We start from the raw sequence: 22,770 nt of genomic DNA, 5'->3' as shown, positions 1-22,770 counted from the left end.
TCGACTCAGTATTTGTTGATGAGAAGGCCGCCATCGACGCGGATCGTCTGACCGACGCTATAAGGAAGACCGCCCGTGGCAAGCGTGCGAATCGTCTTCGCGACTTCCTGCGGCGTGCCCCAGCGATTGATGGCGGTCAGCCCCTGATCCATCAGCGCGTCATAGCGCGCTTTGGACGGCGCGGTCATTTCGGTTTCGATGAAGCCCGGCTGGACCTCGTAGACACTCACGCCCAGCGGTGCCAGGCGCAATGAAAAGAGCGTCGTGGCCATCGAAAGAGCGGCTTTCGATACGCAGTACTCGCCCCGCTGCGGCGACGCCGCCACCGCATTCGAGGAAGTGATCGTAATGATCGAGGGTTGCGGGTCCGTTGTTGCGGTGGCCTCGGCAATGCGTTTTCCGAATGCCTGCATCAAGAAGAACGTCCCTCTGGTGTTGACATGGAGGCAGCGGTCGTAGCTTTCGGCGCTGACCTCGAGCAGGTCCCCGCGCGACAAGACGGAAACGCCCGCGTTGTTCACCAGACACGAAACCCGCCCGAGGCTCTGCTCGATGCGCTGAAACAGCGCCTCGTGCGTCTCGATGTCGCCGAGATCGGAGATGACAGCGCAAGCGCGCGCGCCTTTCTCGCGGATGCTGCTGCACACGTCGTCGAGTTCGGCGGATGGCTGGACGTCGGTCACGGCCACGTCGAAGCCGGCATCGGCCAGTTCGAGCGCGATCGCCTTGCCGATTCCCCTTCTCGCGCCGGTGACCAGGGCTACGGGTCGTTTCATCATGTCCACCTTCACTCAAGTAACGATATGGTTCGGTATTTAACGAGCGAAACGGCGATGTGTCAAGGGGACCTACCCTAATCACGGGCGTGCGCACAGAGCGACAAGATGTGCTTGTCCCTCTGTGCAACTGGAACCTAAAAAAAGGAGTTACCGCGGACGCAGAACGCTCAGCACGGTGTCGATGTTGAATTCGAGGCGTGCCTGGAGCGCTTCTTTCGCGAGGAAGTCGAAGCCGAAAATGACTTCGCCCGTGTGACGATTGGTCAGGTAGTAGTAGCCGACGGCGGCGAGCGTCAGATGCAGTTGCCGCGCGTCGACGCCCGGACGGAAATCGCCGCTCGCCACGCCGCGGTCGAGTATGCGTTGCAGCATGTCGATGAAGCCCGTGTGCAGTTCGCGAAAGCGCTGCGACTTCCTCACGTGCCGCGCGCGATGAAGATTCTCGCTGTTGACGAGCGACATGAACTCCGGGTGCTTGAGGTAATAGTCCCAGGTGAACTTCATCAGTGCGCGGATCGCATCCACCGGCGCGAGATGGTCCAGTTCCAGTTCGCTTTCGGCCGTGCGGATGCTCGTCCAGGCTTCTTCCAGCACGGACTGGAACAACTCCTCCTTGCCCTTGAAATACTCGTAGATCATCCGCTTGTTGACGCCGGCCTTCTCGGCGATCGACTCAATCCGCGCACCGCCGAGGCCGACCTTCGAGAACTCTGCCTTCGCCGCCGCCAGAATTTTCGCCTGGGTCTGAACCGGGTCGCGCAGGCGCTTCGGGGCGTCGCGAACGGCTTTTTTGCGGGGAATTTTTTCGTCCTGAGACGTGGTTGGCATCTGAACTTCCTCGGAATCGGTGAAAGCGAATGCGCAAACTTTACACCACCCGCTTGTGGTGACCCGGCGTCATCGTAAACCCGAAAAATCGAACGTACCGCTTGAACCGCGCGTTTCGATCTGCGAACATCCGCTACAAGTAACGAACCGGTTCGGTGTAAATCACAACCCGACTGGTTCACTTCAAATTCGGAGGCGACATGAAAAAGTGGACCGATGTGGACACCGCTGTAGCGAGCATTCACGACGGCGCGACGATTGCGATCACGGGTTCGGGCGGCGGCCTGCTCGAACCCGACGCGCTGTTGCAGGCGCTCGAGCGGCGTTTTCTGCAAACGGGTCATCCGTGCAACCTGACGGTCGTTCACGCGCTCGGCGTGGGCGATGGACAGGGCAGCGGTCTCGGACGCCTCGCGCACGCAGGCCTCGTGCGGCGTGTGATCGGCGGCCACTGGGTCTGGTCGTCCGCGATGCAGCGTCTCGCCGAAGCGGGCGAGATCGAAGCCTACAGTTTTCCGGGCGGCGTCATCGCGACGCTGTTCCGCGAGATTGGCGCGGGTCGACCGGGTGTCATCACACGAGTCGGCTTGCGCACGTTCGTCGATCCGCGCATCGGGGGCGGCAAGCTGAACGAAGCGACGACCGAGGATCTCGTCGAGCTCGTTCAGATCGGCGGCGAGGAATACCTGCGCTTCAAGCCGTTCAAGGTCGATGTCGCGCTGGTGATGGCGTCTTCGGCCGACGACAAGGGCAATCTCAGCGTGCGTCACGAGCCGGCCGACCTCGATATCTACGCAGTCGCGCTGGCCGCGCATAACAGCGGCGGCAAGGTGATCGCGCAGGTCAAGCGGCGCACGGACGCCTACGTGCCCGCACGGCTCGTGCGCGTACCCGGAATCCTCGTCGACACGACGGTCGAGCGGCAGGCCCAGCGGCAATGCGCCGTGAGCGAATACGATCCTTCGCTCAGCGGCGAGGCGCTCGCGGAAGTCGGCGACGACGACGAAAAGCAGACGCTCGATGTCATGCGCGAAATCGTCGGCGAACGTGCGGCGCGTGAGCTCGGGCGCAATCAATCGGTCAATTTCGGCTTCGGCTTTCCGGGCGCCATCCCCGAAATCCTGCGCGCGCAGGGACGACGCGCCGATTACTGGGGTTCCGTGGAGCAAGGCATTCACAACGGCAGCATGCTCGATGGCGCGATGTTCGGCGCGGCACGCAATGCCGACGCCATCCTTCCGAGCGTCGACCAATTCGATTTCTACAGCGGCGGCGGCATTGACGTCACCTTCCTCGGCATGGGCGAATTCGACGCCGAGGGCAACGTCAACGTGTCGAAACTTGGGAGCACGGTGGTCGGTCCCGGCGGCTTCATGGACATCGCGCAAGGCGCCCGGAAGATCGTGTTTTGCGGAGCATTCGAAGCCAAAGGACTGAAGGTGGCAAGGCACGACGACCGGCTTGAGATCGTCTCGCCGGGCAGTTTCCCCAAGCTCGTGAAGCAGGTGCGGCACATCACGTTCAGCGGCGTGCAGGCGCGCCTCGACGGCAAGGAAGTGATCTACATCACGGAACGCGCGGTCTTTCGCCTCGACCCGCTCGGCGTGACGCTCATCGAGATCGCGGAAGGCGTGGACCTGCACAGAGACGTGCTGTCCCGCATGGAGTTCGAGCCGCTCATCGCCGATCACCTGCTGCAGGACGCGGCGCACTAGCCTTCACTCTTTCACATCGAACCATTCAGGCTAACCATCATGTCGACTTCCGATGTTCTTTTCGAGCGCAGCGGCCGTATCGCGACGATCACGCTCAACCGCCCTTCGCGGCACAACGCCCTCACACTGGAGATGCTGCGCGCAATCGACGCGGCGCTGCAACAAGTGGAGGATGACAGCGACGTTCGGGTTCTCACATTCCGCTCGACCAGCGAGCGCTTTTTCTCCAGCGGCGCCGACATCAACGAATGGGGCGACATCGACCCTGAAGCGATGGGAAGCCGCTTCATCCGCGCGGGCAACCGACTCTTCCGGCGCATCGCGGAACTCGATATTCCGACTATTGCCGTGCTGTCGGCGAGTGCGCTCGGCGGCGGCTTCGAACTCGCGTTGTCGTGCGATCTGCGATACGCGTCGACGAACGCGACTGTCGGATTTCCCGAGGCATCGGTCGGTGCCATTCCCGGATGGATGGGTTGCCAGCGGCTTTCCGAACTCGTCGGCACGAGCCGGACGCGTGAGATGGTGCTGCTCGGCGAACCGATCAGCGCGCTGCGCGCCACCGAATGGGGCATCGTCAACGAAGCGCTGCCGGGCGATCAACTCGACGCACGCGTCGACGCGGTCTGCGCCGTGCTCCAGCGCCGATCGCAAGCCTCGCTTTCCGTCGGCAAGCGGCTCTTGAGAATGTGCGAGTCGTCTCATCCCGAGCTTGCCCACGAATTCGCCGCCTCCGTGTGCAAGGCGACGCCCGATGCGCTGGAAGGCGTCAAGGCTTTCCGCGAGAAACGTCACGCGGACTTCCGCCAGGCAGTAATGACCCGGAACACTTCAAGTCACGTGTAGAGACACGCAATCCCAGTCAGGAGACGAAACATGGACCGATCAAACTATCGGTGGCGCATTTGCGCGCTGCTTTTCTTCGCAACTACGATCAACTATCTCGACCGCCAGGTGTTGGGGCTGCTCAAACCCGATCTCGCCGTGAGGTTCAACTGGACGGAGGTTCAATACAGCTACATCGTGGTGGTATTCACCGCGTGTTATGCGGTCGGGATGGTGCTGTCGGGCAAACTGGTCGACAAGGTCGGCGTCAAGATCGGATACGGTGTCTGCGTGCTGGTCTGGAGCATCGCGGCATGCGGTCACGCGCTCGTAAGGAGCACGCTGGGATTCGGCATGATGCGCGCGCTGTTGGGGATATCGGAATCCGGCAGCTTTCCGTGCGCGGTCAAGAGCGTCGCCGAATGGTTCCCTCGCAAGGAGCAGGCGCTCGCCGTCGGGATACTGACCTCGGGTACGAGCATCGGAGCGGTCGCGGCTCCGGCGGTCGTCCCGTGGCTCGCGGCAACCTACGGCTGGGAAGCCGCGTTCCTGGTCACCGGGCTGACGGGCTTCATCTGGCTGGGGTTTTGGTACGTGATGTATCAGGCGCCGCAAAAGCACAGGAAGGTGTCGAGTCAGGAACTCGAAACCATTGCGGGCGATCGGGTTGCGGCGGAGTCGAAAGGGCCTTCGGTCAGTTGGGTCTCGCTGCTCAAACTCCGGGCGACGTGGGCGTTTTTTGCCGGCAAGCTACTTACCGATCCGATCTGGTGGTTCATGCTGTTCTGGCTGCCGTCGTACTTCAACTCGCGCTTTCATCTCGACATGAAGAACCTCGGCCTGCCGCTCGTGATCGTCTACACGGCGACTTCGATCGGCAGCATCGGCGGGGGCTGGATTTCATCGAAGCTGATCGCGAGCGGCTGGCCCGTCGGCCGGGCGCGCCGAACGACGATGCTCGCGCTCGCGTTTCTCGTCGTGCCGATCGCCTTCTCGCCGTGGATCGAGAACATGTGGGCGATGGTCGGCCTCCTGAGCCTCGCGGCCGCCGCGCATCAGGGATGGTCGGCGAATCTCTTCACGACGCCTTCCGACATGTTCCCGAAAGAGCTGGTGGGATCGGTCGTCGGGATCGGCGGACTGGCGGGTGCTTTGGGTGCGACGTTGTTTCCCCTCCTGGTGGGTGCCGTTCTCGATCACTTCAAGGTGCTCGGCAACATCGGTGCTGGCTATAACATACTGTTCATCATTTGCGGATCGGCGTATCTCGTCGCCTGGGTCGTCATGCGGGCGATACAGCCTTCTCAGGTGACGACGTCGGCGTTGAAGAACCTGTCAGCGGATTCGGCAATGTGATGTCGATGCACGGCTTGACGGGCGGTCAGCCGCTCGCCGCGCGTTGGGCCACACCGCTACCAACTGACGACGTCATTCACAGCCGCGCCGCCCGATGCCGGCACGTTCAACATCCGATTGCCCCCACCCGCCACGTTTTCCCAAGTCACGCTGCCGTCGGAATTCTTGCGGTAGTACTTGTATTGAACGTTTGTCGCCGCCGCGAGATTCGACGCGTTTTTCCATATCGGATAGCTTGCTGGGTCCAGCGGCAAACCAAGGTCCGTGTCCCAGTTCCCGAGCGCCGCGGTATCGCCGGTAACGTACACGTATTGCCCTGATTGCGTAGCGGCGTTCACGCTGAACGTGACGACCAACTCGCCGCTCGACGGCGGAGCCACGCAATTGGCATAGCGCGCACACACGATCGTCGGGATATCGACCACCCTGCCCGCGCGGATCGATGCCAGCAGGCTGATGTATTCGCCCATCGCCCAGTTGAGCGGCGCCATCGACCCGGTCGGCGTGCCGACTGTCACGCCCGCCGGCGTCACCACTTGCCAGTTGTCGGGCAGCGTCGTGGTGTTCGTCCAGATCTGCTCGGGGATGAAGCCCTCGGGCGTTGCGTAGGTTCTGATCGCATCGAGGTACGGCGCGCCGCTGCTGCCGGTTCCACTTCTCGCGATGCTGTACATGCCGCGCTCGGCGGTGAAGATGGGCCACGCGCGTCCGACACCGGTCCCGTCGAAATTGCTGCCGTCGTTGTGCTCGCCGTAGCCGTCGAAGTTGTAGCGGAACCACGCCTGGTTCGCGTCCTTGATGGTCGTCGCGAGCACGGCGTCGTAGACTGCCAGCGTGCTCACGATCGTCGGATCGCCGGCGCGCTTGACGCCCATGCGGACCAGTTCCAGAAAGCCGCCGTCGACGACCGCGCGCTCGTCCCGCGTGCCGCCGCCGTTCTTGACGAGGTAGTTCTGCCCCGAGTCGGGATAGCTCGCCGGCTCGAAAACCTGCGGGCCGCTGCCCGACCGGCCCATGCTCGCCGGATTGATTCGGACGTAGTATCGGCCGCTGCCGTAGAAGCCACTGCTCGTGAAAGTCCAGCGCGTCACGTTCTGCTGCCAGTAGTCGGCGGCGCTGAGATATTTGCCGGCACGCGCGACGTCGCCGTTCTCCCCTGCGATGCGCGCGGCGGCAACGAGCCCCGCGACTTCGGCGGCGATCGTCGAAGGCGAATAGCCGGCGTTCTCTTCCCAGCGATCCTGATACGTCCACGGACCCGTATCGAGAATGTAGTCGGCGGTCAGCCGGATCTGCGGCCACAACGCGTTATACACGCCCGGACCCAGCCGCCACGCGAGCAGGATCGGCATCGCCTGCTCGTCCATCTGCGTGCCCTGCCAGTATGGCCAGCCGCTGACCCACGAATTCTGCGGAAAGCGGCCGGTCCGGCTGAATCCTTGAGCACAGCCGTCGGCGTCGTATTCAGCCCTGCCGCAGTCGGTTTTTTGCTGCTGCGTGTCAAAGAGATAGTGGACGACGGTCTCCGGTGTGGCGGTATCGCCCGCCGTGATCAGCGCATTGGCGAACTTGAAGAGATCGCGCGACCACACGAGGTGATAGCCGCCGATGTTACCCTCACCCTGCGTCTCGCCCCAAGGCGTGCCGATGCCCGCGATCATTGCGCCGTTGCTCTTGTCCTGCATGGTCTTGAGCGTCATCGCGGCGAGGTAGTACTCGTTGTCGGCGCTGCCGCCCTGCGTCGAGAGGCCCGCAGTGTAGGTATGCCACGCGGCGTCGTACTGGTTGCGCAGGCCGTCGAGGTCGTCGCCGAGGGTGCTTGCGGCGGTCTGCATCGCGCCGTTCGCGGACCCGCTGTCGAACGACAGCACCACGTTGAACGAAACGCTGCTCGCGCTGGCATCGCCCGTGTCCAGCCAGCCCATCTGCGCAACGTTGCCGCCCGTCGCCGATGAATACGTCCAGTCCATCGTTTTGTCCGGCGCCGCGCCGCCGAGAAGGTCGGTCCAGCCATCGCTTTGCGCGACGAAGCCGTTTGAAACCATCGCCGTGCCGCCTTTCACTTTCCACGGCAACGACACCGCGAGCGCCGAATAGCGCGCATTCCGGTTGCCGACGAGCATCGTGCGGCCATTGGCGGCGGTCGCGGTCCATGCTGTGTTGCCCGAGCCGAAATTGTCGAGATGCGGCTTGAACAGCAGATAGAGATTGTGATCGGAGAGACGCGTGCCGTTCAGTGCGCGAAACGTCACGCGTTCGATCAGTGAATTGCGCCTGGGATCGCTGTAGACGGTCTTGTCGATCTGCCAGTTGTGCGCGCTATTGCCCGTCGTCACTTGCCAGCTCATGGTGCGCGGATCGGTCTGCGCAGCCTTGTACGGCTGAAGCTTCTCCTCATCGACGGATGCGCTGCCCGCATCGCCGACAAGGAACTGCAGATCGACCGATTCCGTCGTGTCCAGCACCGGGTAAAAGACCTCCGAAACGATACCGCGATACCCGGTGAAATAGACCTGCGAAGCCGATGTCAGCGCTGTCCCAAGAAAGGACTTGCGCGCCGGACCATGCAGCGCCGCTGCGCCAGGGCTGCCGAATGCTTCACCGGTTGTCTGCGCGAGTGCCGCGCCGAACATCGATGCGGCCAGCACCGCGAAACTCCACCGAAGCATGCGTTTGAGTTTCATGGTGTGCCTCCGCGCGTTGCGGGTTCCCGGCCTATCGCCCGATGCCCGGCGAACCTATCGACAGATTCAGTTGCCGCGCCTGATCGAGATGAAAAATGAAGGACGGGCGGGAGCGGATCAGGAGCGTTCTGAGGTCCGCGCTCGATGTTGATCGGATGAAGGCATCCGTGGCGTTGACCAATCGCCCGAGACTGTCGACCTCGCGATCCAGATACGCTTCGCTGAATCCGCGCGAGTCGACTTCATTGAGCCTCGTCAGATCGTCTTTGGCTTCCTTGGTCAATGCGTCGCTGGTTGCGCTTCGTTGCAGACTGGCCGCGAGTCTTTGCGTCAACGCGGCGATCTCCTGATTGACCTGTCCATGTTCCGCAACGATGCGCCTTGCGAACGCCTGCACGCTTCTGGACTGGGTCCTCTGCAACGCGAGTTCGCCCGCAGCGATCTCCGCCTGATTCGCAACAAAGACGACGCCCGCCATTTGCGCGTCGTTCAGACGTTCGCCTTGTCCGTACGCCTGAGTCATCCACGCGAGAACGAAGAGCGAGATTACGGCGATGCGTGTGGCTTTCATCTCGACTCCGGCGTGTATGCGTCAATCAGCGGTCGCGGCGCGCTCGATCCCGGCTATATCGATCTTCTTCATCGTCATCATCGCCTCCATTGCGCGCTTGCCGACCTTCTGGTCAGCGCTGTTGACGAGTTCGAGCAACCGCTTCGGTGTGATCTGCCACGAGAAGCCCCATCGATCCTTGCACCATCCGCAGGGCGCTTCCGCTCCGCCACTGCCAACGACCGCATTCCAGTAGCGGTCGGTTTCTTCCTGATCATCTGTCAGGACCATGAAGCTGATCGCCTCGGTCGGCTTGTAATTGGGGCCGCCGTTGAGCCCCACGAAACGCCGGCCGAGCACGGTGAACTCGACCGTCAATTCCGGGCCCTGCCCGATGCCCGGTATAGGCGATACATGCCCTGCATCGACATGGCTGTCGGGAAAGGTGGCGGCGTAAAACTCAGCCGCCTCGCGTGCTCGACCTTCATCGAACCACACGCATGTGACGAGCTCAGGCATTGTCATCTCCTTTTCAGTTGGCAACGACTTTCGATAATAGTCTGCAACACGCGCGTCACAACCCGGACTCCGTGACGCCGAGCGCTCTCGGGTAAACGATTAACTTCTCTTTTCGAGCGTGTCGAGCGCACTGAAAAAAGCGATGCTATATTGCGCCAGAGCGTTACGCACGTTGGCACAAACGGCGAGCGCACCGGGCAGACGAGCCCGCCATCCGTACAGACAAACCACGGAGGAGACGTGAAAATCAAGAAAGCGATTGACCGCATTCCAGGCGGCCTCATGCTGGTGCCCTTGCTGCTCGGCGCCTGCGTTCATACGTTCGCACCGGGTGCGGGCAAATACTTCGGCTCGTTCACCAACGGCCTCATCAGCGGCACCGTGCCGATCCTCGCGGTCTGGTTCTTCTGCATGGGCGCGACCATCGATCTTCGCGCGACCGGAACCGTGTTGCGCAAATCGGGCACGTTGCTCGTCACGAAGATGCTCGTCGCATGGGTCGCGACGATCATCGCGGCACACTTCATCCCAATCGATGGGATCAAGAGCGGTGTCTTCGCGGGGCTGTCCGTGCTGGCCATCACGACGTCGATGGACATGACCAACGGCGGTCTCTACGCCGCCGTCATGCAGCAATACGGCAGTCGCGAAGAGGCGGGCGCGTTCGTGCTGATGTCGGTGGAATCCGGGCCGCTCGTCAGCATGCTCATTCTCGGCGCGACGGGCGTCGCGTTCTTCGAGCCGCGGCTTTTCGTCGGCGCGGTGCTGCCGTTTCTGGTCGGCTTCACGCTCGGCAACCTCGACGGCGACCTGCGCGAACTCTTCGGCCGCTGCGTCCATCCGCTGATTCCGTTCTTCGGCTTTGCGCTCGGCAACGGCATCGACCTGCACGTGATCGTGACGAGCGGATTGCCGGGCATCATCCTCGGGCTCGGGGTCATCGTCGTGACGGGCATCCCGCTGATCTTCGCGGACCGCTGGATTGCCGGCGGCAACGGCGCGGCAGGACTGGCGGCGTCGTCGACGGCGGGGGCGGCGGTAGCGAATCCGGCGATCATCGGCGAGATGATTCCGCGTTTCAAGCCGCTCGTACCGGCGGCGACGGCGATGGTCGCGACCGCGTGCCTGGTGACGGCCATCCTCGTGCCGATTCTGACCGCGCTGTGGGTTCGCCGGTATCGTGCTCGCCACGGGGTGGAGGAGACGCAGGCAAATGAAACCGTGCGACCGATCGGCGAGCGGGACGTGCATGCCTAGCGTGTTGCAGTAGAGCTTGCGCTCACACGAGCCGCCAGCGCTCCAGTTCTTCCGAGAGCGCAGCGGCGCCGACGAAATGGTAGCCATGCAGCCCTGCATCGACTGCGCCGGAGACGTTGGCGTCTGTATCGTCGATGAAAAGCGTCTCGCTCGCGACGACGCCGAGCTGCTCCACACAGCGCAAATACGCCTCGGCCGCCGGTTTCGACGCGCCGAATGAAGCGGATGCATACACGTGGGGGCCGAACACCCGCGCGACGCCCGGATTCAGATAGCCGATATGGTCGGTGACGAGACGGCAGTTATTGGTCAGCACCGCGATTCTGTGCCGCTCGGCCACGCGTTCTGCAAGCGCGAGCGACAGCGCGTTGGGCGTGATCGACGCGCGGCGCGCTGCCAGCCATGCCTCGCGATCGACCCGGCAACCGAGCATTTCACCCAAGGCGCCCAAATATTCGTCGTCGGTGATCTGGCCGGCGTCGGCGCGCGCTTCCAGACCGGAACCCCAGATGGCGTGGCGCACCATGTCGGGCGGGCAGCCCGTCGTCGCCGACAGATGATCGACTCGCACGGAGCGGTCGTAGTGCGTCAGCACGCCTTCCATGTCGAATAGCACGAGGGATATCGGTGATGGCATGACATGCCTCGCTGTCGAAGACGTTCCTGAGCCTCCATTCTGCAAGAACGAAATTAACGGCGCGCTACGCCATTATTCCTTGCGCGTCTTCGGTTGTTCGGGCTGCGGGTCGCATCCACGTTGCGTGGGTGCTCGCGTACAGGCATCCGGTGGGGCCACATACGCCGTGTCGTCGCAACAGCACGCATAGACCGGAAAGCCGTACGCATTCGTGCCGATTATTTTCGTTGGCCCGTGCAGCGGGCACACCGCGTTCATGTCGTCTCCTTGAAGTCGCACCACAAAGCAATTCAAATCGATATTCTACGACCGTCTTTACATCGTATCGTCGGCAATCTCGCCGCAGCGCACGTTCATATCCGCAGTCTGCGACCCGCTGAAAACGCCTACACTTCAATCATCGTTTTGATCACGGACGACACCCGTGAAGGAGCGACACCATGAACACCGAAGGCACCGGCTGGACCGACCAGCCCGACGATGCGAACACGATCGCCACGCTCGTCGAGCGCGTTGGCGCGCAGCAGCAGGCGATCGCCGCGAGCACTCATACCAACCTCGGCGGCCGTATCGACCGCGCGCAGCACCAGAAGCAACTGCTCGGCGCATTCGGCGTCCTGCGCCTTGCCGAAACGATCCCCGCCGCCGTTCGAGCCGGTCCGTTCATCGAGCGCGATGCAGCCGGGCAGGCGGTGGAATATCGCGTGGCGTGCCGCTTCTCGAACGGGCAGCCGTGCCCCTTCGCCGATACTAAAGCGGACGTGCGCGGCGTCGCGCTGAAGTTCTTCACCGCTGACGGAATCGAAACCGATCTGCTGATGACGAACGAAGGCGGCCGTTCGCATACGCGCAACGCGACGCAATTCATGGCGGTGGCCGACATTATCGTGGCGAACCTCGCCGACGGCCTGGCCGACGCGTCCGGCAAGATCGTGCACGAATTGTCGTCGGGCGAACTCAAGGCGGGCGACGGCATTCACGCGCTCGAGATCCTTGCCAGGGAAATCAAGTTTCACGAGGTGGCGAGTCTCGCGACCGAGCGTTACTGGGGATCGGTCGTGCAACTGGGCGATGCCGCCATCAAGTACGTGCTGTCGCCGCACGAGTCGAGCGTCGCGGGCACAGTCGGGGACAGGCACGCGGACGACTATCTCCGCGAGGACATCATCGGCCGGCTTGCGAACGGTCCGGTCAGATGGCGGCTCGACGTGCAGCTTTTCATCGACGAAGAACGCACACCGGTGAACGACGCCTCGGTGGCGTGGGACGCGCCGCTCGTTCAGGTTGGCATGCTGGAGATTTCGTCGCCGCCTTCGGACGCCGACGAGACGACCGTCAATCAGATGGCGTTCAATCCGGCCAACGGCTTTCGGCCGCTCGGAATCACGCACGCACGCAAGGACGTTTATGCTGCGAGCGCCGCGAACCGCAGGGGTCGCGGGTTGCTTTCGAGTGACGATGCACGCCAGGTTCTTCGTGACAGGCCCATTACTTGATGGCAGTGCCGCGTGGCGTCAGCGGGAATCGAGCCCAAGAAATCGAAATGGTGGCGCGGGCTGAAATTTCCCCGACACTTCGCCGTCGAACGTATTGCGCTGATCCTTGCCGAGATCGAGACGCTTGACCCGTGCGTTGGGGGAGAAATCCAGCTTCCTGAGATCGACCCAGAATGTGTTCGGCGTCAAAGCCGATTCAAAGAAATAAAGCATGCGCTTGTGGTCCGCGACCGTGCGCCAGCGAGTCGACGAGATGTTCGGCTCTCCGGGCGTCGTGATGCCGAACGGCACCGACACATTGCGGATCACGCTGAAGACGCTGGCGAGCGCGATCGGGGGGTCCTCGCTCTTCGGAATCGCGTTGATATAGAACGAAGCGCGGGCGAAACGGTCAGCGGAGCGATTGGTGCCGGGCAGCCACACGGTGCCGCCGATCTGCTTCCAGTACTCGTTCAGGGCGAGTTGTTCGTCGAAGATCGGCGAGTTCGTCATGACCTGATACTGCCGGCCGTGATGGATGATCTGTTTCCCACCGACGTATTCGACGATCGCGCTATCGCCCGTCGCATCGGAGATCGCAAGGTGCAGCGTGGCCAGGCGCTGCTCGCCGGGCACGTTGTCCGTGACGATGGTGAACGGTTCCTTATCGAGCGCGGCGACGGCTTCCGCCACGGTCGCGAAGTTGTCGAGCACGTATTGCGCCCAGGCGGCGATGGTGAGGCCTGGCTTCGAGTCTTGGCCGTACGACGGGTATTGCGATTCGACGAGCCAGAGCAGTTCCGCGGCAAGGCCCTTTTCGTTCATGCCGTCGGTGGTGGACACGTCGTAGCCGGTCGCCACCACGCTGCCGTATTTCGCGGTCCATTTGAGCGAATTCGAGCCGGCTTCTCCGGTGCGCGCGATGCCGCGGGGCAGGACATAGAGGTTCGTCGCGACGTCGAGTTTCCAGTCCATCGAGCGGGCCGTGATGACGTCGTCGTTGTCGCCGAGATAGACCACGCGGGTGCAGCCGAGCGACGCAAGCGATGTGACGAAGAGCATCGCTGCGATGACGGTGCATGTCAGAACTGACGCACTACGATGGCGCATGGCGACTCCTTTTTCACATCGTCAAGGCATGCGCGCGACCCGCCGTCGTCAGCAATGAGACAGCAGCGGCATCGGGCATACCGTTGGCATCGATGGCGCCTGCTTTCGCCAGTGCATCGAGATCGCTGTCGACGCCTGCTTGTCCGGCGATGAACGGTGTCGTCAGAAACGCCGGCGTCGACAGCGTGACCGAATAGCGCTGCTGCAGATTCCCGACGACCGCCGACTGGGCAGCCATCACATTGCCCGCGTTCGCAAGCACTTGCTGAATGCGCGCGTCGCCGGGGAAACCTGCAATGAGGTTGCTTTCGGTCGTATCGAGTTGAGAAGCAAGGTAGACGAGCATCAGCTCGGTCTCGGGCGTCGTATTGAACGTGCCGCCGGCGATCACCAGCGAGTGCAGGGTCGTGCCGCCGGAAGTCACAGTGAGGATGCAAGGAAGCGCGGCGTTGAGCGTGATGCTGTAATGCCCGCCGCCATCGGACAGCGTGGAGCCGGAGCCTTGCGCACAAGTGACACCGACCGTCGCGCTGGCGAGCGCCTTGCCGGTCGCGGCGGTGCCGGATAGCGCGACGCTCGGGATCACGTCAGCGCCGCTGCAACCGTCAAAACCGATGCAGGAGTTTGCCCCGCACGCGGCGAGCGTCCCAAGCGAAGCCATGCAAAGCGCCGCGAGCGCCGGTCGAACGCCATGTGCGTCGTGTGTGTTCATGACGGCCCGCCATCGATGGAAGGACATCAGGCGATTTTATGCTCGATGCGACGTCTTGCGCGCGGAACGCTTACTGCGCCCCTGCGCCCTGCTTCACCGTCCCGTCGGGCTGCGGCACTTCGATCGGCTTGACTTCGACGCGCGCAGTACCGTTCTCCTTCAAACCGAGCTTGTCGGCGGTCTTCGGCGACACGTCGACGATTCGATCCTTGACGTAAGGACCGCGATCCCTGATTTCCACCACCTCGCTGTTGCCGTTCTCCAGATTCGTGACCCGGGCCTTGGTGCCGAGCGGGAGAGTCTTGCTGGCGGCGGCATTGGATTGCGGATTCATCTTCGTACCATCGGCCATTTTCTTCTTGTAGAACTCCCGGCCATAGTAAGAGGCCTTGCCTTTTCGAGGCTTGCCGGAATGATCGAGACCGGTGTGCTGCGATGTTTTCTTGCTCGCGTGACTGGCATCCGTCGATGACGATTTCTGCGCCGGAAGCGCCGTGCTCACAAAGCACGACAAAGCCAGAAACAGCAGCGCTCGACGCGCGGCTCGCAGCCTGTTCTCGGTGGTCTGAAGATTACGTCCCATCTGCCACTCCTTTGAGGCCTGTCGAAGGCAACGGGCGCCCGGTCGGCGGGCTGAGGAATGTCTGTATGGTATCGGTCGAACGTTCGTCAGTTCAATACGCGATCCCTGTCGCTGCCGAAGCCAGTCTGCGTCAACTCGGTGCGCCTGCCTGACTCGTCGAGCAATCGGCAACCCGCTGACCGCATGGCATAATCGCCCGAAATCGACGGGTACTCTCAACTATCCAGCCCGATATGCGCAGCCGCTTTCACCGGAAGATCGGCTTCATGCTCGGATTGCTTGCAATCCTGCTCGTGACGTTCGCGCCCGTCGTCTCGCAGACGCTCGCGCAAAGCGGTCACCATGCGCATTCCCACTCCTTCTGCTCCGCACAACCGTCGCCCGACGAAGCAACCGGCCACCATTCATCCCTGCACGACGGGCAGGCATGCGGCTATTGCCATCTCCTTACCCACGTACCTGCACTGCCCAGCGCGCTCGCGGTCTTTGCGTTCACGGTCTGGGCCGTCCAGCATCGCACCGCCACACGCTTCAAGAGCCTGCGGCGTGTTCTCACGCTGACCATTGCGCAGCCGCGCGCGCCACCTTTCGCATCCTGATCCGAGTCGCATAGAAACTCCGTGCCATCGCGCGTCCGCTCCCGGCTGCGCGCGCACCATTACGACCGTCTTCAAGGATGAGCCCATGCAAACCACGTCAACACGTGGCGGCGTGACGCTGCTCACGGCTTCGCTCGCCGTGACGGCTGCCGCTGCCTCGCTTCTATACAACGCGCCCGCGAGCGCACACGCCATCGCCGGTGACCGCGTTTTCCCGGCGACGATGTCAGTCGACGATCCCGGCGTCGGCGATGAAGTCAACTTCCAGTTCGGCCACATCAAGGCGCCGAACGACGACGGCAACGACGCCAACTTCAACTCGACGTCCTTCGAATGGGACAAGCTGATCACCTCGAATCTGGCGCTGAGTGTCGGGGGCGCTTATCTCAGCCAGAACGCGCCGGAGAGCGGTTCTGCCAAAGGCTTCGACAACGTCGAACTCGGGCTCAAGTATCTGGCGTACGTGAACGCGAAGCACGAGTTCATGGTGTCGGTGGGCGTGAGTGCGGCGCTCGGAGGCACCGGCGCGAAATCGGTCAGCGACTCGTTCTCGACGGTCGCGCCAGCGCTCTTCTTCGGCAAGGGCTTCGGAGACTTGCCCGATAGCCTGAGTTTTCTGCGACCACTCGCCATTACCGGCGAAATCGCGCCGAACTACACGACGAATGCGTCGGCGCCGAATTCACTCGATTGGGGCGTCACGATTCAGTACAGCATTCCCTATCTGCAATCGCAGGTCAAAAACCTGGGGCTCGGAGCGCCGTTCAACAACTTCATTCCAGTGGTCGAATTCCCAATGAACACATGCACGCAAGGACCCTGTTCGGGCCATACGACCGGCACGATCAATCCCGGGGTGATCTGGCTCACTCGCTGGGGACAACTCGGCATCGAGGCGCAGTTGCCGGTCAATCGGGCGTCCGGCAGACACACGGGCGTACTGCTTCAAGCGCATTTCTACCTCGACGACATCTTGCCGAACTCAGTCGGCAAACCGCTCCTTCATCCATGAACACGACCACTCTCATGCGCGGCCTCGTTGCCGCTTCAGCCCTCGTGCTCGCGCAACTTGCTTGCGCGCACGCTTATCCGACGCATCAATCGCCCGAGGCGGGCGCGACCGTCTCGCCGGCGCCGCACGAGGTATCGATCGAATTCGACGACGCGCTCGAGCCTGCCTTCAGTTCGATCACGGTAACGGACGCGCAGGGGAAGTCAGTGACCAGTGGCAAATCGGCAGTGGACGCGGGCAACAAGAAGGCGATGAAAGTGGCACTGACCAGTCTCGCTCCGGGCGCATACACCGTTGCGTGGGTGGCCGTTGCCGATGACGGCCACCGAACGCAAGGGCATTACAAATTCGTCACTAAGTAATGTTCGATTGCGTTGTCGCGGCGAAAAAGCGGCGTCGGTATCCTTGAGGAAGTAGGCCTTGCACCAGCGGCAAGGTCTCAAGCTTCCGACGCCGCGCAGTGTATTGAGCGCGCAGCGCTCCGGTACCAGAAGCCCGGCATTCAAGTCGCAATCGACGTTGCCGTTAACTGAATCAGGTGAGCCATTGTTTCGCCCGCGGCCGTTTCCTCGGCGACCGCAACGCTCCAACTTCGTCTCCTCTCCAATATGAACCGCCCGCTGTCAAAACAACAATCGGTCATCAAACCAGCCGTCGCCACGCTTGCCACCCTGGCCGCTCTTCTGCTGATCGGCATACCGTCGGCACGCGCCGGCACGCAAGTAGGGGAAGTCCGCGTGTCGCTGACCGTCCTCGATCGCTGCACCATGAATACGGACGACCGTCGCACCACCGTGGCATGCATCGCGGGCGGCCAGTACAGCGTCCTCACGGACAAGCCGTTTGCAACGTCGGTCATTTCGACCGATAACACGACGCCTGCCAGCGGTGAAAAATACATAGAAATTGCTTTTTGAATCAAGCGTCTATCCTTTGTCTGTGTCATGACGTACACAAGTTACAAACCGTTACCGTTCTGGTACGAGGAATCGACATAATTTCGCTCGCCTGCCCAAAAAACGCGCGACTTCAGCGCAAAGGGTCCACGAGTGAGGTTGAGAGATGCGTCGTCGTTCCATTCCCGTTTCGTTGTTGTCGTTCGCCCTGGCAGCCGCGCCGTTGTTGCCGTTCGGCGCATTGGCCGCTACCCGCACCACTACGTTCAGCGTCACGCTGACGCTGCAAAACGACTGCCAGATTGCCGCGAACACGTTGAACTTCGGTAATTCCGGCGTCATCGCGACGAACATCGATCAAACGACCACGCTCTCGGTCACCTGCACCAATGGCGCGCCCTACAACGTCGGTCTCGACGCTGGCTCGACCGGCGGTTCGACGGTTGCCAACCGCCTCCTCGGCGGCACTGGCACGCCGGCGCCGACAGTCGCCTATCAGCTCTACCGTGACGCGGCGCGCTCGCTCATCTGGGGTCAGACGGTCGGCACCGACACACAATCCGGCACGGGCACGGGCGCCGCGCAGACCCTGACCGTCTACGGCCGCGTCGCGCCGCAGAACACCCCCGCCGCCGGCACCTACTCGTCGACTGTCACCGCGACTGTCACGTTCTGATGCGGCGTGCGCAGTTCCAACGGGCCATTCAACGGCTCGCCGGCCGGCTTTTACCTCGCGCCGCTGTCTTGCTCGGCGCGGGGCTGATTGCGTTCGTGCCTGCGCAATTCGCTGACGCCGCCGCCCTGCAAGTCTCCCCGATTCGTCTCGATCTCTCCGCCGATCGCCCCGCGGCCGCGCTGACCCTGCACAACGACGGCACGACGCCGATCAACGCGCAAGTCCGCGTGTTCGGCTGGTCCCAGGCGCTCGACGAAGACCACCTCGAGCGCAGCGACCGGGTAGTCGCCAGTCCACCGATCGTGCAGATCGCGCCCGGTGCCGATCAGACGGTGCGCATTCTGCGCGTCGGCAATACGCCGGTGACCGAGGAAGAGACGTATCGCCTGCTGATCGACGAAATTCCGAACGACCAGACCGCGCAGACCACGGGCGTGCGCGTCCAGTTGCGCTATTCCGTACCGGTGTTCGTCGGCGCGCCCGAGGGCAAGCCGCCGGTCGTCGATTTCGCGCTCGAGCACGCTGCGCCGCCCGCTTCGGCCGCGTCGGGCGCAGCGCTGATGCTGCGCGCCGCGAACCACGCGACGGGTCACGCCCAACTGAGCCAGGTCCGGCTCGAATGGCCGAATGGTCAATCGACGCAAGTCTCGTCAGGCCTCCTCGGCTACGCCCTGCCACACGCCACGCGACGCTGGCCGATCGCGGGTGCGCCTGCGGGCGCGGCGTCGGCGACCTTGCACGCCGTCGTCAACGGCGAGGCATTCACGACCCGGATCGCCGTCGAGCCGGCCAGCGGGGCAGCGGTGTCGGCTGTACCCGCGCGTTGACCCGTGCGGAGGCGCTCGCCGCGTCCCTCCTCCCCTGGCGCGCTGTGCTGGACCTGGACCGTCTGCGCACTGGCGGCCGGAGCGGCGCATGCGCAAGAGGCTGAACAGCACGCCGCGCTCGACGCGCAGTTGCTCGCGCAAGTGACGCCGCCGTCGCTCGCGATCCCGCCTTCCGCGCCGATCCCCGCCACTGCGCCCGCTCGCGGCGAGCTGTATCTCGAAGTCACGATCAACGGCGCGTCGACGCAGCAAATCGCGCAATTCTTCGCGACCGACCAGATGATCTACACGACGCCGGGCGAGTTGCGCGACCTCGGTATCCGCACCGACGACCTGAGCGCCGATGCCAACGGCCGCGTCGCGCTCGGCCTGATCCCGGGACTGCGCTACACGTTTCGTCCGGAACGCCAGCGGATCGACTTGCAAGTGACCGACGAGCGGCGGGTGCCAGCGGCGTTGCGCAATGCGTCGCCACGGCCGCCTGTTTCGGCGAGCGGCACGGGCCTCGTCTTCAACTATGAAGCAAGCGTGCAGACCAACTCGCCGACCCAGTACGGCCTCTACAGCGAGCAACGCTTCTTCTATCCCGGCGGCATTCTCGACAACACGGGCACCGCCTACTGGTACACGAACCAGCATCGCTACGTGCGGCTCGACACCTCGTGGAGCCATTCCGATCCCGATTCGATGGTGACGACGCGCGTCGGCGACACCATCTCTTCATCGCTCGCCTGGACGCGGCCGGTGCGCATGGGCGGCGCGCAAGTCTCGCGCGACTTCGGGCTGCGGCCCGACCTGATCACCTATCCAGTGCCGACGCTCGCGGGTTCGGCGGCGGTGCCGAGCGCCGTGGACCTCTACGTGAACAACGTGCGGCAGTTCAGCGGTGCGGCGCCGTCCGGGCCGTTCGTGATCAACGCCGTGCCGACGATCAACGGCGCGGGCGAAGCGGTGATCGTCACGCGCGACGTGCTCGGCCGCAGCGTGATGACAACCGTGTCGCTCTACATCGATTCGCGCCTGCTGTCGCCGGGTCTGACCGACTTTTCGGTCGAAGCGGGCTTCGTGCGGCGCAACTACGCGCTGAATTCCTTCGACTACGCGGGCGAACCGTCTCTATCGGCGTCGCTGCGCCGGGGGATCACCGATCATCTGACGCTCGAAGCGCACGGCGAGGCGACTCGCGGCGTCTATAACGGCGGCATGGGCGTACTGGTGGAAGTCGGGCGCGCGGGCGTGTTCAACTTTTCCGTCGCGGGCAGCGCGGGCAACGGCGGGAACACTGCGCCGCCGCCGAATTACTACGGGAGCGGGTTCGTCGGCGGCGGTTTCGTGCCGATCGGTGTGAACACAGGCATCGTCAATAACGGCAACCCGACCGGCGCCACCCCGACACCCGGCGGCAGCGGCGTGCAAGTGGCGGCCGGCTGGCAGTGGCGCTTGCCTGACGTGTCGATCGATCTCCAGGCGCAGAAGGCGTCGCCCCATTACAGCGACCTCGCCTCCGCCGAGGGCACGCCGGTGCCGCGAACGACCTATCGTGCGACGGTGGCCGCGCCGTTCCGCGTCTTCGATTTGTCGAGCACCGCGAGCGCAAGCTGGGTCGGCCTGAACGATCCGTACTACGGCAACTCGAAGATCGGCTCGCTCGCCTATACCGTGACGTTGCCCCGCAGCATGTCCCTGTCGGCGAGTGTCTACCACGACTTCGGCGACACGAAAAACACCGGTCTGTTTGTCGCGCTGAGCTTCCCGCTCGGCGGCGAGATTAACGCGAGCGTCGATGTCGGTTCCGATCACGGCAAACCGCTCTTCGGTGCCGCCGTCACGAAAACCGCCGATTACGGCGGCGGCTTCGGCTGGCAAGTCCAGACGTCGCGGCAGAACGACGTGCAGCAATCGCTCGCGCAGGGCGGCTATCGCGGCAAGTACGGCGACCTGCTCGCGACCGTAGCCAACGTCCAGTCGCGCGTGTACGGCGAGCTGGACGCGTCGGGCTCCTTCGTGGTGATGGCTGGCGACGTGCTGGCCGGCCGCCGCATCGACGACGCCTTCGCGCTGATCTCGACCGATGGCGTGCCAAACGTGCCGGTGCTGCACGAGAACCGCGTCATTGGCGAGACGAACGGCGCGGGTCACCTGCTGGTGCCCGATCTCATCGCCTACGAGCCGAATCACCTGGCGATCGATCCGCTCGGCCTGCCCGCCGATACCACCGTGGCCACGACGCAGCTCAATCTCGCGCCACAGTCCCGCGCCGGCGTGCTGGCGCGTTTCCCGCTGCATGGTTTCTCGGGCGCGCAGTTGCTGCTGGTCGATCCTGCCGGCAAGCCGCTGCCGCCGGGAACGGTGCTCGCGCATCAGGGAACCGGCAAGCGCTACGTGGTCGGCTATGACGGACTCGCATTCGTCGATGACTTGCGCGACGCCAACACGCTCCAGGCGACGCTGCCCGATACGTCCTGCGAAATCGTGGTGCCGTTCGCGGCCAAGCGCAACACGCTGCCGACGATCGGGCCCTTGACCTGCAAACCGGAGGCCCGATGAAACGGTGCATGTTCGTGCTTTTCGTCGTGCTGGCCGCGCTTTGGTCCATCAATGGGCACGCGCAAAGCTGCACGGGCAGCCCGTCGAACCTGAATTTCGGGACGATCAGCCCGGTATCCGGCACGTCGACCGGCGCATCCTCGACGATCACGATCCGCTGCAGCGGCTTTCCGCTCGCGCTGCCGGTGCGCGCCTGCGTGAACCTCGGCGTCGGCAGCGGCGGCACGACCTATGCTCCGCGAACAGCGCTGAACGGCACGTCGCAACTCCAGTACAACCTGTACGCGGATTCGGCCGGTGGCGTCGTATGGGGGTCGCGCCGCACGACAAGCTACAGCCCGGTCGCGGTCAATATCCCGCTGACCTCCAGCGGCGGCACTGCTTCAGGGAGCGCCACGCTGACCGTGTACGGCCGCGTGCCCGCGTCGCAGCCGGACCTGGTTGCGGGCACGTACACATCGACTTTTGCAGGCACCGCGCAGGCGGAACTGGATTACCAGCAATACGTCATCGCCGCGCCATCGTGCGCGACCATGTCCACGCCTGCGCTCGCGCTGCCTTTCACCGTCAACGCATCGGTGATCAACGACTGCACGATCTCCGCGACCAACATCAACTTCGGGACGGCGGGCGTGCTGAGCACGACGCTCACGGCCACCGGCACGCTCACCGTGGCCTGCACGAACGACGACGCGTATTCGATCGCCCTGTCTCCCGGCACCGGCAGCGGGGCGACGGTCGCGGACCGGCGCATGACCAAGTCCGGCGGGAACGAGCAAATTCGCTACCAGTTGTACCGGAACGCGGCCGGAACGATCGCGTGGGGCGACGGCACCAGCGGCACGAGCACCGCGGCAGGCGAAGGCACCGGCACGAGCCAGTCGTTCACCGTCTACGCGCGCGTCCTGCCGCAGACGACGCCGAGCGCCGGCACCTACGTCGACACGATCATCGCGACGATTACGTACTAGAACGCGTTTTCGCGCTCCGGCCGGCGGGTCGAACGGTCAAGCTGAAAGGAATATGCCCTCCTGTTCGGCAGATCGGCTGGACGCAACGATCGTTATCCTTCACGAGTGCGCAGAAGCGCCTCGACGTGGATTCGGAAAGAATTACGTCGATCGAAAAGTCGAACGTCGAGCCGCAGGGAGCCGACGGCGCCAGAACCAACCGCAGGAGAGGT

The 22,770-nt window shown here is 63.4% G+C and carries 22 protein-coding genes; 13 read left to right on the top strand and 9 right to left on the bottom strand.

Translation table 11 applies throughout. From position 1 onward, the window contains the following. Positions 1–5: 5 nt before the first annotated feature. Positions 6–779, bottom strand: coding sequence for a 3-ketoacyl-ACP reductase (locus tag AWB65_RS08760; RefSeq protein WP_087666776.1), 774 nt, complete (start codon positions 777–779; stop codon positions 6–8). Between the two features lie 147 nt (positions 780–926). Then, a complete protein-coding gene (locus AWB65_RS08755; RefSeq protein ID WP_087666775.1) occupies positions 927–1,607 on the bottom strand; it encodes a TetR/AcrR family transcriptional regulator in 681 nt (226 codons plus the stop codon). A 200-nt stretch (positions 1,608–1,807) separates the two neighbouring features. On the opposite strand from AWB65_RS08755, the gene AWB65_RS08750 reads away from it, so the two are divergent. The 3 genes from AWB65_RS08750 to AWB65_RS08740 are packed head-to-tail and all read left to right on the top strand — an operon-like array spanning position 1,808 to position 5,503. Beyond that, positions 1,808–3,322 carry an acyl CoA:acetate/3-ketoacid CoA transferase gene (locus AWB65_RS08750; RefSeq protein WP_087666774.1) on the top strand — a complete coding sequence of 505 codons (1,515 nt, stop codon included), beginning with the start codon at positions 1,808–1,810 and terminating at the stop codon, positions 3,320–3,322. 39 nt (positions 3,323–3,361) lie between these two features. Then, the gene (locus AWB65_RS08745; RefSeq protein ID WP_235007558.1) at positions 3,362–4,168 is read left to right on the top strand and encodes an enoyl-CoA hydratase/isomerase family protein; all 807 of its coding nucleotides are present in this window, start codon (positions 3,362–3,364) and stop codon (positions 4,166–4,168) included. A 30-nt stretch (positions 4,169–4,198) separates the two neighbouring features. Then, a complete protein-coding gene (locus AWB65_RS08740) occupies positions 4,199–5,503 on the top strand; it encodes an MFS transporter (protein ID WP_087666772.1) in 1,305 nt (434 codons plus the stop codon). Positions 5,504–5,559: 56 nt separating this feature from the next. Here AWB65_RS08740 and AWB65_RS08735 read toward each other — a convergent pair whose 3' ends face one another. Genes AWB65_RS08735 through AWB65_RS08725 form a run of 3 tightly spaced genes read right to left on the bottom strand, consistent with a single transcriptional unit; the run spans position 5,560 to position 9,256 of the window. After that, positions 5,560–8,172 (bottom strand): glycoside hydrolase family 15 protein, encoded by a 2,613-nt coding sequence (locus AWB65_RS08735; RefSeq protein ID WP_087666814.1) that lies wholly within the window; start codon positions 8,170–8,172, stop codon positions 5,560–5,562. Positions 8,173–8,218: 46 nt separating this feature from the next. Next, complete coding sequence (locus AWB65_RS08730) at positions 8,219–8,758, bottom strand: DUF4142 domain-containing protein (protein WP_087666771.1); 540 nt, start codon at positions 8,756–8,758, stop codon at positions 8,219–8,221. A gap of 21 nt (positions 8,759–8,779) precedes the next feature. Then, positions 8,780–9,256: a VOC family protein gene (locus AWB65_RS08725; RefSeq protein ID WP_087666770.1), complete on the bottom strand. Its 477-nt coding sequence runs from the start codon at positions 9,254–9,256 to the stop codon at positions 8,780–8,782. Between the two features lie 240 nt (positions 9,257–9,496). Between AWB65_RS08725 and kdgT the strand changes: the two genes are divergently transcribed. Then, positions 9,497–10,513 carry a 2-keto-3-deoxygluconate transporter gene (kdgT, locus tag AWB65_RS08720; protein WP_087666769.1) on the top strand — a complete coding sequence of 339 codons (1,017 nt, stop codon included), beginning with the start codon at positions 9,497–9,499 and terminating at the stop codon, positions 10,511–10,513. Between the two features lie 22 nt (positions 10,514–10,535). On the opposite strand, the gene AWB65_RS08715 is transcribed toward kdgT, so the two are convergent. Continuing rightward, positions 10,536–11,150, bottom strand: coding sequence for an HAD family hydrolase (locus tag AWB65_RS08715; protein WP_087666768.1), 615 nt, complete (start codon positions 11,148–11,150; stop codon positions 10,536–10,538). A 440-nt stretch (positions 11,151–11,590) separates the two neighbouring features. On the opposite strand from AWB65_RS08715, the gene AWB65_RS08705 reads away from it, so the two are divergent. After that, a complete protein-coding gene (locus tag AWB65_RS08705) occupies positions 11,591–12,646 on the top strand; it encodes a catalase family protein (protein WP_087666766.1) in 1,056 nt (351 codons plus the stop codon). An 18-nt stretch (positions 12,647–12,664) separates the two neighbouring features. Here the strand turns inward: AWB65_RS08705 and AWB65_RS08700 are convergent, their stop codons facing one another. The 3 genes from AWB65_RS08700 to AWB65_RS08690 all read right to left on the bottom strand — a co-directional run bounded on the left by AWB65_RS08700 (position 12,665) and on the right by AWB65_RS08690 (position 15,030). Next, complete coding sequence (locus tag AWB65_RS08700) at positions 12,665–13,735, bottom strand: linear amide C-N hydrolase (protein WP_087666765.1); 1,071 nt, start codon at positions 13,733–13,735, stop codon at positions 12,665–12,667. A gap of 13 nt (positions 13,736–13,748) precedes the next feature. Further along, the gene (locus AWB65_RS08695; RefSeq protein WP_087666764.1) at positions 13,749–14,447 is read right to left on the bottom strand and encodes a hypothetical protein; all 699 of its coding nucleotides are present in this window, start codon (positions 14,445–14,447) and stop codon (positions 13,749–13,751) included. Positions 14,448–14,517: 70 nt separating this feature from the next. Next, the gene (locus AWB65_RS08690; protein ID WP_087666763.1) at positions 14,518–15,030 is read right to left on the bottom strand and encodes a septal ring lytic transglycosylase RlpA family protein; all 513 of its coding nucleotides are present in this window, start codon (positions 15,028–15,030) and stop codon (positions 14,518–14,520) included. A gap of 233 nt (positions 15,031–15,263) precedes the next feature. Between AWB65_RS08690 and AWB65_RS08685 the strand changes: the two genes are divergently transcribed. From AWB65_RS08685 to AWB65_RS08650, 8 genes are all read left to right on the top strand, one after another. Next, entirely contained in the window at positions 15,264–15,629 is a 366-nt protein-coding gene (locus tag AWB65_RS08685) for a DUF2946 domain-containing protein (RefSeq protein WP_087666762.1), read from the top strand. 85 nt (positions 15,630–15,714) lie between these two features. Beyond that, positions 15,715–16,641: a hypothetical protein gene (locus AWB65_RS08680; protein WP_200821690.1), complete on the top strand. Its 927-nt coding sequence runs from the start codon at positions 15,715–15,717 to the stop codon at positions 16,639–16,641. Beyond that, on the top strand, positions 16,638–17,003 hold the full coding sequence (locus AWB65_RS08675; protein WP_087666761.1) for a copper resistance CopC family protein: 366 nt from the start codon (positions 16,638–16,640) through the stop codon (positions 17,001–17,003). Before AWB65_RS08680 ends, AWB65_RS08675 begins: the two co-directional genes overlap by 4 nt. A gap of 246 nt (positions 17,004–17,249) precedes the next feature. Then, positions 17,250–17,558, top strand: coding sequence for a hypothetical protein (locus tag AWB65_RS08670; protein ID WP_087666760.1), 309 nt, complete (start codon positions 17,250–17,252; stop codon positions 17,556–17,558). A gap of 145 nt (positions 17,559–17,703) precedes the next feature. Further along, on the top strand, positions 17,704–18,213 hold the full coding sequence (locus AWB65_RS08665; protein ID WP_087666759.1) for a Csu type fimbrial protein: 510 nt from the start codon (positions 17,704–17,706) through the stop codon (positions 18,211–18,213). Positions 18,214–18,308: 95 nt separating this feature from the next. Further along, positions 18,309–19,040: a fimbrial biogenesis chaperone gene (locus AWB65_RS08660; RefSeq protein WP_235007556.1), complete on the top strand. Its 732-nt coding sequence runs from the start codon at positions 18,309–18,311 to the stop codon at positions 19,038–19,040. 3 nt (positions 19,041–19,043) lie between these two features. Continuing rightward, a complete protein-coding gene (locus AWB65_RS08655; RefSeq protein ID WP_235007555.1) occupies positions 19,044–21,587 on the top strand; it encodes a fimbria/pilus outer membrane usher protein in 2,544 nt (847 codons plus the stop codon). Then, positions 21,584–22,558: a Csu type fimbrial protein gene (locus AWB65_RS08650; RefSeq protein WP_235007554.1), complete on the top strand. Its 975-nt coding sequence runs from the start codon at positions 21,584–21,586 to the stop codon at positions 22,556–22,558. Before AWB65_RS08655 ends, AWB65_RS08650 begins: the two co-directional genes overlap by 4 nt. The last annotated feature ends 212 nt before the right edge of the window (positions 22,559–22,770 follow it).

The organism is Caballeronia humi (assembly GCF_001544475.1).
In the GTDB taxonomy this organism is placed as follows: domain Bacteria; phylum Pseudomonadota; class Gammaproteobacteria; order Burkholderiales; family Burkholderiaceae; genus Caballeronia; species Caballeronia humi.
The sequence above is the reverse complement of the archived record's forward strand: the minus strand, read 5'-3'. Positions and strand labels throughout refer to the sequence as shown.

Excerpts from the sequence above, each read along its gene's own strand:
- AWB65_RS08760 (WP_087666776.1), bottom strand. The coding sequence starts at position 779 with ATGATGAAACGACCCGTAGCCCTGGTCACCGGCGCGAGAAGGGGAATC.
- AWB65_RS08755 (WP_087666775.1), bottom strand. The coding sequence starts at position 1,607 with ATGCCAACCACGTCTCAGGACGAAAAAATTCCCCGCAAAAAAGCCGTT.
- AWB65_RS08750 (WP_087666774.1), top strand. The coding sequence starts at position 1,808 with ATGAAAAAGTGGACCGATGTGGACACCGCTGTAGCGAGCATTCACGAC.
- AWB65_RS08745 (WP_235007558.1), top strand. The coding sequence starts at position 3,362 with ATGTCGACTTCCGATGTTCTTTTCGAGCGCAGCGGCCGTATCGCGACG.
- AWB65_RS08740 (WP_087666772.1), top strand. The coding sequence starts at position 4,199 with ATGGACCGATCAAACTATCGGTGGCGCATTTGCGCGCTGCTTTTCTTC.
- AWB65_RS08735 (WP_087666814.1), bottom strand. The coding sequence starts at position 8,172 with ATGCTTCGGTGGAGTTTCGCGGTGCTGGCCGCATCGATGTTCGGCGCG.
- AWB65_RS08730 (WP_087666771.1), bottom strand. The coding sequence starts at position 8,758 with ATGAAAGCCACACGCATCGCCGTAATCTCGCTCTTCGTTCTCGCGTGG.
- AWB65_RS08725 (WP_087666770.1), bottom strand. The coding sequence starts at position 9,256 with ATGCCTGAGCTCGTCACATGCGTGTGGTTCGATGAAGGTCGAGCACGC.
- AWB65_RS08715 (WP_087666768.1), bottom strand. The coding sequence starts at position 11,150 with ATGCCATCACCGATATCCCTCGTGCTATTCGACATGGAAGGCGTGCTG.
- AWB65_RS08705 (WP_087666766.1), top strand. The coding sequence starts at position 11,591 with ATGAACACCGAAGGCACCGGCTGGACCGACCAGCCCGACGATGCGAAC.
- AWB65_RS08700 (WP_087666765.1), bottom strand. The coding sequence starts at position 13,735 with ATGCGCCATCGTAGTGCGTCAGTTCTGACATGCACCGTCATCGCAGCG.
- AWB65_RS08695 (WP_087666764.1), bottom strand. The coding sequence starts at position 14,447 with ATGAACACACACGACGCACATGGCGTTCGACCGGCGCTCGCGGCGCTT.
- AWB65_RS08690 (WP_087666763.1), bottom strand. The coding sequence starts at position 15,030 with ATGGGACGTAATCTTCAGACCACCGAGAACAGGCTGCGAGCCGCGCGT.
- AWB65_RS08685 (WP_087666762.1), top strand. The coding sequence starts at position 15,264 with ATGCGCAGCCGCTTTCACCGGAAGATCGGCTTCATGCTCGGATTGCTT.
- AWB65_RS08680 (WP_200821690.1), top strand. The coding sequence starts at position 15,715 with ATGCAAACCACGTCAACACGTGGCGGCGTGACGCTGCTCACGGCTTCG.
- AWB65_RS08675 (WP_087666761.1), top strand. The coding sequence starts at position 16,638 with ATGAACACGACCACTCTCATGCGCGGCCTCGTTGCCGCTTCAGCCCTC.
- AWB65_RS08670 (WP_087666760.1), top strand. The coding sequence starts at position 17,250 with ATGAACCGCCCGCTGTCAAAACAACAATCGGTCATCAAACCAGCCGTC.
- AWB65_RS08665 (WP_087666759.1), top strand. The coding sequence starts at position 17,704 with ATGCGTCGTCGTTCCATTCCCGTTTCGTTGTTGTCGTTCGCCCTGGCA.
- AWB65_RS08650 (WP_235007554.1), top strand. The coding sequence starts at position 21,584 with ATGAAACGGTGCATGTTCGTGCTTTTCGTCGTGCTGGCCGCGCTTTGG.